General features: G+C 61.2%; 10 protein-coding genes. 3 read left to right on the plus strand and 7 right to left on the minus strand.

Annotated elements, in window-relative coordinates; genetic code table 11:
* The first annotated feature begins 2 nt into the window (after nucleotides 1–2).
* Nucleotides 3–1,526 carry a hypothetical protein gene (locus VFO29_12730; protein HET9394373.1) on the plus strand — a complete coding sequence of 508 codons (1,524 nt, stop codon included), beginning with the start codon at nucleotides 3–5 and terminating at the stop codon, nucleotides 1,524–1,526.
* Here VFO29_12730 and VFO29_12735 read toward each other — a convergent pair.
* The gene (locus VFO29_12735; protein ID HET9394374.1) at nucleotides 1,523–4,564 is read right to left on the minus strand and encodes a hypothetical protein; all 3,042 of its coding nucleotides are present in this window, start codon (nucleotides 4,562–4,564) and stop codon (nucleotides 1,523–1,525) included. The genes VFO29_12730 and VFO29_12735 overlap by 4 nt on opposite strands.
* A gap of 58 nt (nucleotides 4,565–4,622) precedes the next feature.
* Here VFO29_12735 and VFO29_12740 point away from each other — a divergent pair, with 58 nt between their 5' ends.
* Complete coding sequence (locus VFO29_12740) at nucleotides 4,623–5,405, plus strand: hypothetical protein (GenBank protein ID HET9394375.1); 783 nt, start codon at nucleotides 4,623–4,625, stop codon at nucleotides 5,403–5,405.
* Between the two features lie 136 nt (nucleotides 5,406–5,541).
* Here the strand turns inward: VFO29_12740 and rsfS are convergent, their stop codons facing one another.
* The 6 genes from rsfS to tsaE are packed head-to-tail and all read right to left on the minus strand — an operon-like array spanning nucleotide 5,542 to nucleotide 8,860.
* Nucleotides 5,542–5,862, minus strand: a complete 321-nt coding sequence (gene rsfS, locus VFO29_12745; GenBank protein HET9394376.1) for a ribosome silencing factor — start codon at nucleotides 5,860–5,862, stop codon at nucleotides 5,542–5,544.
* A 13-nt stretch (nucleotides 5,863–5,875) separates the two neighbouring features.
* Entirely contained in the window at nucleotides 5,876–6,463 is a 588-nt protein-coding gene (gene yqeK, locus VFO29_12750) for a bis(5'-nucleosyl)-tetraphosphatase (symmetrical) YqeK (protein HET9394377.1), read from the minus strand.
* Nucleotides 6,464–6,484: 21 nt separating this feature from the next.
* On the minus strand, nucleotides 6,485–7,273 hold the full coding sequence (locus VFO29_12755) for a hypothetical protein (GenBank protein ID HET9394378.1): 789 nt from the start codon (nucleotides 7,271–7,273) through the stop codon (nucleotides 6,485–6,487).
* A complete protein-coding gene (gene rimI, locus VFO29_12760; protein ID HET9394379.1) occupies nucleotides 7,270–7,806 on the minus strand; it encodes a ribosomal protein S18-alanine N-acetyltransferase in 537 nt (178 codons plus the stop codon). The genes VFO29_12755 and rimI overlap by 4 nt, the downstream gene beginning before the upstream one ends.
* Nucleotides 7,803–8,450, minus strand: a complete 648-nt coding sequence (gene tsaB / locus VFO29_12765; protein ID HET9394380.1) for a tRNA (adenosine(37)-N6)-threonylcarbamoyltransferase complex dimerization subunit type 1 TsaB — start codon at nucleotides 8,448–8,450, stop codon at nucleotides 7,803–7,805. The genes rimI and tsaB overlap by 4 nt, the downstream gene beginning before the upstream one ends.
* Complete coding sequence (tsaE, locus tag VFO29_12770; protein HET9394381.1) at nucleotides 8,447–8,860, minus strand: tRNA (adenosine(37)-N6)-threonylcarbamoyltransferase complex ATPase subunit type 1 TsaE; 414 nt, start codon at nucleotides 8,858–8,860, stop codon at nucleotides 8,447–8,449. Before tsaE ends, tsaB begins: the two co-directional genes overlap by 4 nt.
* 25 nt (nucleotides 8,861–8,885) lie before the next feature.
* Between tsaE and gyrA the strand changes: the two genes are divergently transcribed.
* The gene (gene gyrA, locus VFO29_12775; GenBank protein HET9394382.1) at nucleotides 8,886–11,390 is read left to right on the plus strand and encodes a DNA gyrase subunit A; all 2,505 of its coding nucleotides are present in this window, start codon (nucleotides 8,886–8,888) and stop codon (nucleotides 11,388–11,390) included.
* Nucleotides 11,391–11,464 lie beyond the last annotated feature (74 nt).

Raw genomic sequence — 11,464 nt, forward strand, 5'->3', positions numbered from 1 at the left:
ACATGATGAAAAACTTGCTCGCCATCATTACCGCCGTCAGCGTGCTCGCGACGCTCGGGGCAACACCGCCGCCCAAACCGTACGTTCCCGCCCCGCCGCGCGATGCGGTCTCGCATCACGTTGCGCACGTGGCCGGACAAACGATTCCCTACACCGCGCGCGCGGGGACGATCACGTTGCGCGACGCGAAAGATCAAATCACGGCGCACATGTTCTATGTCGCCTATACGAAGGACGGAGCCGATCTCAGCCGCAGACCGGTAACGTTTTTCTATAATGGCGGGCCGGGAAGCTCGACGATTTGGCTGCACATGGGGTCGTTCTCTCCCGTGCGGGTCGTCACGGCCAACGGCGTAGCGACGGCTTCCGCGCCGTACGGCCTGAACGAGAATCGCTATACTCTGCTCGACAAGTCGGACCTCGTCTTCATCGATGCGCCGAACACCGGCTACAGCCGCGTCATCGGCTACGGCGACCCGAAGGACTTCATGGGCGTCGATCAGGACGGGCGCGCGTTCACGCAGTTCGTCCAGCGCTACATCACGCAATTCAATCGCTGGAATTCGCCGAAGTTTCTCTTCGGCGAAAGCTACGGCACGACGCGCGACGCCGTGCTCGTCAACATGCTGCAAGGCGCGGGTGTGCAGTTCAACGGAGTCGTGCTGCTCTCGGCAATTCTGAACTTCGGCTTGACGGGCTTAGGCGGCTCCAATCCGATCGCCGGAGGTGACTGGGCATACGTGCTCTACCTTCCGAGCGAAGCGGCAACGGCGTGGTACCATCACATGGTTCCGAACCGGCCGGCCAGCCTGACGACCTTCTTGCGCGGCGTCGAGGAGTTCGCCGGCAACGAATACATGCACGGACTGGCCCAAGGCGACCGCATGAGTCCGTCTACGCGGGACGACATCGTGCACAAGCTTCACGCGTACCTCGGCTTGTCCGAAGCCTATATCCGGGACTCGGATCTACGCGTTCCGTATCCGCGGTTTGAAAAGCAGTTGCTGCGCACCGGCGATCAGATCGTTGGGCGCTTGGATTCACGCTTCAGCAGCTACGGTTTGGATGCGGCCGCCGATGGTCCCGAATGGGATCCGGCGGACGTTGCGGTTACCGGCGCCTACGTCGGCGCCTTCGGCCGTTACGTGCACGATCAGTTGCATTTTACAACGAACATGGTCTACCGCCCCACGGCGTACACGCAGCTCGGCGCGCGTTGGGACATGCACCACGTGGGAATCTACGGCGACACGCAAGATCCGCCCGCGAACGTTGCGCCCGATCTCGCGCAGGCGATGTCGCAGAATCCGCACCTCAAAGTACTGCTTGCGGGCGGTTACTACGACTTCGCGACGCCGTACTTTGCGGCCGCGTACACGCTCAATCATTTGGGCGTCTCGCCGGCGGTTGCACGGAACATGACGTTCCGGTTCTACCAGTCCGGTCACATGGTGTACTTGAACACGCCGTCGCTGGCGCAGTTCAAGGCCGACCTGTCGCGCTGGTACGACTCGGCTACGCGCTAAGGATTCGCCAACTCCAGCATATGCAGCGTCCGCAAAGCGGACGCTGCTTTCTTTTGCAGGATGCGGAGGGTTGCATAGTCTTCAGGATCCGGCCGTGCATCGCCGAGTTCGTTGGCGCCTTCGAGACTTTGGAGCTCGGCGCCGATGTACCGCAGGCTGTTAAAGTCCTCGGCCGGTTTGCCGACCGAATCGTCGGGAGAATTTTTGGGAGCCATCCCGATGATCGTCTTTAACTGCGCGAGCTGCGCCGCGGACATCTTTGCGCCGCGTGATTTCAGCAAGGCATCGGCGCGTTTCTGTCCGTCGGCCACGAGCGCGCTCTGCGCTTCGATCGCGCGCAGGAATTGGTACTGCAAGCGATCGTCGGCGTTGTTCGCCGGATAGAGCGGATTACGCGCGAGCGTCAGGGGTTGCGTGTATGACGTGCCGTTCACGTTCATGCGAATCGTGTAGCGGCCCGGCACGGCAAGCGGTCCGGCGCCGCGGCGGCGCGAGGCTCCGGGTTCGCTGTAATGGAGATCCCAAACATAACGGTGCAAGCCGGGGTCGCTGGACGGCGGCAACTGCGGCTTGATCCAAAATGCGGGAATGTTCAGCGTCTTGGGATCGACGATCGTGGGTTTATCGCTCGACGACCACTGGCGCAGAACGCGCCCGGAGGCATCGAGGACTTGCAGCTGCACGGGCGTGTTCGCGTGCCCGATGTAATAGTAAATGCTCGCGCCCGCGGACGGATTGTCGGCCGTCGGCTCGTCGGGCGGAATCGGCGTGCCTTCGTCGGAGCCCGGCTGCCAGCGGTAGGTCAGCGAGGGCTTGAAGAGATGCGCGCTCGAGTTTTCGACGGCGGTAGTGAGCTGCCGCAGCGGCGAGGCGTCGTCAAGTATCCAGAAGGCGCGACCGTGCGTCGCGAGCACGATGTCGCTGCCGTTGAAGACGATGTCGCGCATCGAAGCCGCCGGCAGATTCAGCTGCAGCGACTGCCAGCTCGATCCGTCGTTAAACGAAACGTAGACCGCGCGTTCGGTGCCGGCATAGAGTAAGCCGCGGCGTCTTGAATCCTCGCGGACGACGTTGACGGATTCGGCGGCGGGAATGCCGTTCGTGATCGCCGTCCAGTGCGCGCCGAAGTCATGCGTCTTATAGATGTAGGGATGGTTGTCGTCGAGGCGGTGGCGATCGATCGCGGCATATGCGGTGCCCGCATCGAAATGAGAGGCGTCGATGATGCCCACTTTGCTCCACGGCGTGAGTTGCGGCGGCGTCACGTTGAGCCAGTGCGTCCCCTCATCGCGCGTGATCCAGATGAATCCGTCATCGGTGCCGGCCCAGATTTGGTGCGCGCGAACGGGCGAAGGCGCGATCCAGTAGACGACGCCGCGCCGCGGCAGTCCCGTGCTGTCGGCGATAGTCGCCGGATCGAGATTGCCTGGGACGGTCAGTGTCTTGCGCGTGAGATCCGGACTGATGATCGTCCATGACTTGCCGCTGTTGCCGGATCGAAAGATCTCCTGATGGCTCAGGTAGAGCACGTGCGGATTCTGCGGAGAGATGGCGATCGGGAGCGTCCAGGTATCGCGCAAAACGCGGTCGGGATAGCGCTCCGTCGGGTCGAGCGAGTCCTGCCAGCCCGTGTCGATGTCTTCGTAAGTTCCCGTATTGTCGTAGAGGAACGCGGGATGCAGCGGATCGGGGGCGATCGTGCCGCTTTCGCCGCCGGCGTTGATCGGCCGCCAATCCCGGAAACTGATTCCGCGATGGATCGAGCGGCTGGGCACGGCCATTGCGCCTGAATCCTGTTGCGCGCCGTACACCCAATATGGGTTACGGTTGTCGGTGATGACGTGATAAAACTGCCCGGTCGGCTGGTTGTACCAGGAACTCCACGTCTTGGCGCCGTCGATGGAAACGATCACGCCTTGGTCGCTGCCGAGAATCATGCGGCTCGGATCGTCGGGGTAGATCCAGAGTTGGTGATAGTCGTCGCCGCCCGGCGCGCCCTTGATAGCGGTGAACGATTTGCCGGCGTCGGTCGAACGGTACGTTGACGTGTTCATGACGTACACTTCGTCCGCGTTTTTTGGATCCGCGGTTATCTTGCTGAAGTACCAGCCGCGGTTCCAAATGCGCGTCTCGCCGTCGATCTTGGCCCATGTCGCGCCGCCGTCGTCGGAACGGTAGACGCCGCCCGTCTTGACTTCGTTCGTATCCGCGAGCGTGTAGATCCGGTTATGGTTTGCCGGAGAAATCGAAATCCCGATGTGCCCGACTTTGCTGGGAAAACCGTTGCCCGTTATTTGCGTCCAGGTCGCGCCGGCGTCGGTGCTCTTGAAAAGTCCGCTGCCGGGACCGTTGCTGGGCGGATAGACGTTCCACGGCGGGCGGCGTGTCTGCCACAGCGATGCAAAGAGGATGTTGGAGTCGGACGGATCGATCGCGAGATCGATCGCACCGGTGTTTTCGTCCTTGTAGAGCACCTTGCTCCACGTCTGGCCGCCGTCGGTTGACTTAAAGACGCCGCGTTCCGCATTCGGGCCATATTGATGGCCCAGGGCAGCAACGTAAACTATGTTCGCATCTTTGGGATCGACGACGATCTTGCCGATCTGCCGCGTGTCGGCCAGACCGATGTGCGACCACGTCTTGCCGCCGTCGGCCGATCGGTACATGCCGTCACCGTGCTGGATATCGGATCGCATGTCGGCTTCGCCGGTTCCGACATAGATTACGTTCGTATCGCTGGGTGCAACCGCGATCGCCCCGATCGACGCGACCGAAACGCCGTCGAAGATCGGCGTCCACGTCCGCCCGGCGTTAATGCTTTCCCAAACGCCGCCGCCGACCGAGCCGAAATAGAACTTCTCGGGCTGCCCGGGCACGCCGGTAACCGCGATGGCGCGCCCTCCGCGGAACGGACCGATGAGCCGCCAGTGAAGGGCGCTCAATGCTGAAGCCGGATAGGTTTGGGCCTGCGCCGGGATGGTCAGCGCCTGCGAAGTTACGAACGCGAGCGCGAGGGCGGATGAAAATAATCGTCGCACGGATTTGGAGTTCACGGTGCTTCTAGGCGTGCCCTCGTCCGCCGCCGAAGGCCGCGCCGTGCACGTTTTCGCGACGATGCCCGTCTATCTGGGCGCGCTGATTTTCGTTGGCGGGTTCGTCCTGCTTGCGGTTGGGACGGGCCTTTTGGCACATCGCTACCTCCCGCAGACCATGCTCGAAGATCACAACGATATCGCCGGTTTTATGTTTGCCGTCGTCGGTGTGGTGTATGCGGTCGTGCTGGCATTTTTGGCGATTGCGACGTGGCAGCGGTTCGACGCGGCCGAAGTGCGCGTGCACGACGAAGCCAGTCAGCTGATCGTCGTGTACCGCCGGGTTGACGCTTTTCCGGCGGCCACGCGGAGTTTACGAATGCAGATCGCCCGCTATGCCGATCTCGTCGTGAACGACGAATGGCCGAAGATGAACAGCGGCGGCCAAAGCGAGGCAGCTAACGCGCTGATCGAGCGCATCGCCTACGACGTGCGTCATCTGAAGGTAAAGACTCCCGCCCAGCAAGATCTGCTCACATCGCTGATCGACGGATTGCAAGCCACAATGATGGATCGCGAATTCCGTCTGCTGCTCGGTAACATGGGCCTAAACGGCTTCTTGTGGACGATCCTGTTCTTAGGGGCCGCGGTGACGATCGCGTTTTCCTATCTGTTCGCATTCCGCAGCGTGAGCGCGCAGGTCGCCATGACCGGCATGCTGGCGATGTCACTGGCGCTCGTGCTGTATCTGATCGCGGTTGTGGATTATCCGTTCCGCGGCGACGTGCGCATTCAGGCGACGCCATTTATTGAGGCGGCGCAAACGTTTCGCGACGTCGGTCCCTAAAAGCGGACGAAAACGAGCATCCCGACAAGACCGCTGGCCACAAAGGCTCCTATAAGAAGCCAGACGCCGAAGCGCAATAGGCGTCCGCGCCGGCGGCGGGCGGACTGAGTTTCGTATTTAATCTTCGGTTTTGGGCTCACGAGCTTTGCGCTTGCCGTTCTGAGGCTTCGGCCCACAAACGTTCGAGATTGTAGAACGTCCGCATCTCGGGCGTGAAGACGTGGACGACGACGTTTCCGAGATCGATTAGAATCCAATTTCCATCGGCGTAGCCCTCGGTCCGTCCGACATGCATGCCGGCACCTTCGATTTCTTGCGCGATGCTATCCGCAATGGCGCGCGTTTGAATCTTCGAGCGGCCGGTGACGATCACGAACTTGTCGGCGATGATGGTCTTGCCGGAGATGTCGATCTCCATCAAGTTCTCGCCTTTTTTGTCGAGCGCGGCGGCTCGCACTATGTCAAGAATGTCAGCCAGTTGTTGCCTCCGTCAGAGTGTCTACGCCGAACGTTTTTAGAGCCGCCGCCGTTTGCGGGGCGAGCGGCAAATGCTTGCTCCTAAGATACCGCAAAGACGACCGGATCGTTGCGCGCATCGCCTCCGCCAGGTCGCGCTCGGCCAAAGCGGCCAGTTCGGCCTGCTCCGGGAAGTCGCGCCCCGGCTCGCATCCGTCCGACAGGTAGAGAACGCAATCCAGCGTCGACATCTCACCGTCGGCGAGCGTGTGCTTGGCGATCGCGGAGAGCACCTGCGGATCGTCCACGCCGAAGTCCGACCGCGCCAGCTCGGCGCTCAACGGCGCATGCAGCACGATCGGATGCGCGCGCTCGAACTCGCTTATCGGCATTCCGCGGCGTTCAGATTCTTCCAACAGCTTTTCGTTCGAATAGAGGCGCGCCAAATCGTGCAGCATTCCGGCTACTCGCGCTTTGTCCGGATCCGCGCCGTGAATGCGGGCCAGGTTTTCAGCCATGCGCGCGACCCGCACGCAGTGCTCGTAGCGGTGTTCTTGTCCGATATGCTTGCGAACGCGCTTGCAGAGCTCGGCAAAATTCACTTTCGCGCCATCTTCATAGGCCTAACGTTGGAAGTAAACCGACGGCACGGGTTTTCCGTTGAGCGTCGCGGGACGAAACTTCTCATACATCTCGCAATTCGGGGCGGGGTTTGGGTAACCGTTACCCAAGAATATCGTTGCGGCGGAAGGCACTCCGTCGGAGCGAACTGCGACTCGAACAAAGGCCGTAGGGTCTCGAAATTCGTTGCAGGCTTGTCTCCAGACTAATTTTGGTGCCTTATAAACTCTTCCATGGGCCGGTCTTGGCAAAAGCGGTGAGGCCGAAATCATGGTCTTCCGCGGAATGAGGCCGGTTGTATACAATGCATCCCTCGTTCCCGTGGCGACCTCGATCAGGCCGCCGTCGCCCGCTGGGAAGCCAAAGACAACACCATAATTCGGCTCGATCGCGTATCCCAAGACGGTTCCAAACATGTTGGCCAATGGAAGCCACTCGTCTCTAAATAGATCGGGGTTTGCGCGATCGTTGGCGTTGATATGCCCAGACTCATTGAATTGCAACGACCCCGCGACGGGAACGTCGATCAGTTTGTGGTTTTTGCCTGACGCTAATATCTCTATCATTTGCACGACACCGTCGTCATCTGTCGTCAGGCGTTCGAGCGTGCCATCTTTTTCAGTCCAAGACCAGACGTGACCGATATCGGTATTGACGACCGTCGGCATCTCACTATTTTTCGGAAACTCAGGACGTCGAACGACGCTGGCGAGGTTTTCGCCGATGGTGACACCCTCTAAGGCCGGCGGTGCGGCGCCCATCACGGTGCCCAGAATGAGGGCAGCGATCAATCGAGGAGTGCCGAGCGGAGCGCACGGAGGCGGTTTCCGTAAATCTCGCTCTTGAGGTTTCCGGCCCACATGACCAGCGCGCTCTCGTTATTGTCGCTATAGTAGCCGCGGCGGGTTGACACGGTAGTGAATCCATACTTGCGATACAGCGACTGCGCTATTTCGTTGCTCTCGCGAACTTCGAGCGTCATCCACGACGCGCCGCGCGCGATGGCTTCCTCCAGGAGGCGTACCAGCATGATCTCGCCGTACTTACGCCCGCGAAACTCCGGGTCGACGGCGATCGTCGTGATGTGCGAGTCCTCGAGAATCACCCAGATGCCGCCGTAAGCCATCAGACGGTCACCGATGCGCCCGATGTAGTAGTGCGCGAGTTTATTGTCGTGCAGTTCTTGATAGAACGCGTTGGCCGGCCAGCTGGTCGTAAACGATTGCTGTTCGATCCGCAAAACGTCTCGAACGTCGGCCTCCGCCATCGGCGCGACGCTCATGCGTTCGCCGCCGGCAGCCGGCGGACGCGGCTCGAGCTTCACAGCTTCGGAACTGTCACTGCGGGCAGTTCGCCGTAATCGGCGCGAATCTCGTGCAGCGAGCGCGCCGATTCGCGCTGCGCCGCCAGCATTGCAATTGCCAGAGCGGCGGGTTCGACTGCGCGCGCGAGAATTTTCACGTCATTTCCGCGTTCGCCAAGCGCCGCGAGCACGTCCTCCGCGCCGTTGCCCGTGAGTGCGAAAGATTTCGGTAAATGCGGCTGCAGCTCGGCAAGCACGTCCCGAATGTACCCCGAAGCGCGGCGCTCCCCGTCACCTGTGATGAAGCGAACCGATACCACGCCGGCGCGGCCGCGCACCGCCGTCAGCAGCGGCCCCGAGTGTTGCAACCCCACCTCAAATGCGTCGAACGTCGAGACGCCGCACAGTGGGAGTTTCCAGCCGAGCGCGAGCGACTTTGCGTAGCTAATCGCGATGCGCGCACCCGTAAAACTTCCCGGCCCGATTCCGACGCCGATGCGCTCGGGCTTCGCGGAGCCGTCGCTAGGGAGGACCTCGGAAATCGCCCGCAAGCCGCCTTCGAGCGCGACGTTTCCGGCCAGCTCGATGGTCACCGGTGCGCGGCCTTCAGCGATGAACGCCGCCGAAAATCCGCCGGCCGCGGCGTCGATGCCCAGCACGTTCATCGCGCGTGCACGCGGATGCGCCGTGGCTCGTCGCCCTTACCTTCGATGGCGATCTCGTAGTCGAGCGGCGGAAGCAGATCGGCCGCCCGTTCGCTCCACTCCACCAGCACGATCGAGCTGCCGTCGAATGCGTCCTCCAGACCAAGCTCGGCCAGCTCGCGCGGATCCTCGACGCGATAGAGATCGAGATGGTCGATGGAAGGCGTGCCCGTATAGCGGTGCCAAAATGTAAACGATGGGCTTGTCGCCGGGTCTCCTTCCAGTCTGGCTGAAACGATCGCTTTGACAAAGGTCGTTTTGCCCGAACCCAGGGCACCGGAAAGACCGACGACCTCGCCGGCTTTCAGTCCTCGGCCGAACTCGGCCGCGAATTCGCGCAACTGCGCTTCGTTGTAAAATGTTCGTTCCATCAATACGGCGAATCTAAATAGTGCAGTGAATAACGATATTGTAACGCAAATTAACGTCGAAGACGAAATGCGGGAGAGCTATCTCTCCTATGCAATGTCGGTCATTGCATCGCGGGCCCTGCCCGACGTTCGCGACGGCCTCAAACCGGTCCAGCGCCGCATCCTCTACGCCATGCGCGAGATGGGCTTCGAGCCGACCAAGCAGCATCGCAAGTGCGCCGGTATCATCGGCGAGGTGCTCAAGGCGTATCACCCCCACGGCGATTCGTCGGTCTACGACGCGCTGGTGCGCCTGGCGCAGGATTTTACACTGCGTTATCCGCTGGTGGACGGCCACGGCAACTTCGGCTCAATCGATCCCGATCCGCCGGCGGCCTACCGTTATACGGAAGCGCGGCTGGCGCGGGCCTCGCTTGAAGTGCTCAGCGACATCGATAAAGAGACGGTTCCGTTCATTGCGAATTTCGACAATCAGGGAACCGAGCCGAGCGTGCTGCCGGGCAAACTGCCGCAGCTGCTGCTCAATGGTTCGAGCGGGATCGCAGTCGGCATGGCAACCAACATTCCGCCGCACAACCTGAACGAAATCGCGGATGCGATCGCGGCAATTATTGAAGATCCGAAAGTCTCCGACGATGCGCTGTGCGAGATCGTGAAGGGACCGGACTTCCCGACCGGCGGCATCGTGATGGGCCACGAGGCGATCAAAGAAGCGTACAAGACGGGCCGCGGCTCGGTGATCATTCGCGGAACGGCCGAGATCGTCGAAGAACGCGGCAAGCACAAAATCATCATCACGGAAATTCCGTATCAGGTTTACCGCGGGCGCATCGTAGAAGCGATCGCCGAAGCGCACGCCGAGAAGCGCATTCAAGGCATCTCGGCGCTGCACGACGAGTCGAATCGCAAAGGCATGCGCGTCGTCGTCGAGCTGAGCCGCAGCGCCGTTCCGAAGATCGTGCTCAACCAGCTCTACAAGCACACGCCGCTGCAGTCCAGCTTCGGATTCAATATGCTGGCGCTGGTGCCGGCGGGCCCGCCGCGCCCCGATGGTTCGGTTCCGCTGGAACCGCAAGTGCTTTCGCTCAAGCAGCTGCTCGAGCATTACATCGATCACCGCAAAGACGTCGTACGCAAACGCACGCAATATGATTTGCGCAAGGCCGAAGAGCGCGCACACCTGCTGGAAGGCTACCGGATCGCGCTCGACAACATCGACGAAGTCATCGAGATCGTGCGCGGCAGCCAAACGACCGACGAAGCGCGCGAGAAACTCAGCAAGCGCTTCAAGCTCAGCGACGTGCAAGCCGCCGCGATCGTCGACATGCGCCTGCGGACGCTGGTCGGCCTCGAGCGGCAGAAGATCGAAGAAGAGTACCGCGATCTCATCAAACTGATCGCCGAACTCCAGGACATTCTCAAGAGCGCGCGCCGCATCGCCGGCATCGTCAAGACCGAGATTCAGGACGTTAAGAAGAAGTTCGGCGACGACCGACGCACGCAGATCGTGCCGGCCGAGGACGAGTTCTCGGTGGAAGCGCTCATTCCAAACATCGAAGTCGTCGTCACGTACACTGTCGGCGGATACATCAAGCGCGTCTCGGTGGACACGTTCAAGACGCAGAACCGCGGAGGCCGCGGCGTGATCGGTATCGCGAACCTGAAGCAGGAAGACGTCGTGCGCAATTTCTTCATCACGAAGACGCACGATCACGTACTGTTCTTTACGAACAAAGGCCGTGCATACCGGCTGCGCGGGTTTGAGATTCCTGACACGACGCGCCAAGCGCGCGGTACGGCGCTCGTCAATTTGCTCACGCTGCCGCCCGGCGAAGAAGTGACCGCCGTCTTCCCCATCGCAAAGTTCGGGGGCGAGCGCTACATGGTGATGGTCACGAAGAAGGGCGTCATCAAGAAGACGAAGCTCGACGAGTTCGCCAACGTGCGCCGCAATGGCCTGAACGCGATCAATCTCGACGAAGGCGACGAATTGCTTTCGGTCGATCTCTCGGACGGCACGCGCGACATCATTCTGGCGTCGGTCCGCGGCATGGCCGTGCACTTCAACGAGAAAGATGTGCGTCCGATGGGCCGCAACGCGCGCGGCGTGCGCGCGATGACGCTCGACAAGGGCGATACACTGATCGCAATGGACGTCGTCGAAGACGAACGGCGCGAAGTGTTGCTCGTTACCACGCGTGCTTTCGGTAAACGGACGCCGATCAGCGAATACCGCCACACCGCGCGCGGCGGCAAGGGCGTCAAGGCGTTTGCCAAAGAGCGCGAAGACATCGGCAAGGTCGTCGACCAGATCTTGGTCGCGCCCGACGATCAGTTGTTGATGATCACCTCCGCCAACCAAGTCATACGCATTAAGGTCGGCGAGATCCGCAAGGCCGGTCGCTCCACCAAGGGCGTGCGCCTGCAGCGGCTGGGCGAAGGCGACGAGGTCATCGCCATCACGAATCTGGGCAAGCAGGCCGCCCAACTGACCGAAATAACGGGCGAACCCCAGCAAACGGAACTCTGATTGTCATCCTGAGGTATCGAAGGACCCTGAGGTAACGAAGGGCCCGGGGGCGCAACCGAAAAGCACGAAGCACA

Origin of the sequence: Candidatus Rubrimentiphilum sp., assembly GCA_035710515.1 — a bacterium.
Taxonomy (GTDB): Bacteria; Vulcanimicrobiota; Vulcanimicrobiia; order Vulcanimicrobiales; family Vulcanimicrobiaceae; genus Rubrimentiphilum.

What these genes read in the sequence shown, in the direction of transcription:
- VFO29_12730 (HET9394373.1), top strand. Translation starts at nt 3, where the DNA reads ATGATGAAAAACTTGCTCGCCATCATTACCGCCGTCAGCGTGCTCGCG.
- tsaB (HET9394380.1), bottom strand. Translation starts at nt 8,450, where the DNA reads ATGAACGTGCTGGGCATCGACGCCGCGGCCGGCGGATTTTCGGCGGCG.
- tsaE (HET9394381.1), bottom strand. Translation starts at nt 8,860, where the DNA reads ATGGAACGAACATTTTACAACGAAGCGCAGTTGCGCGAATTCGCGGCC.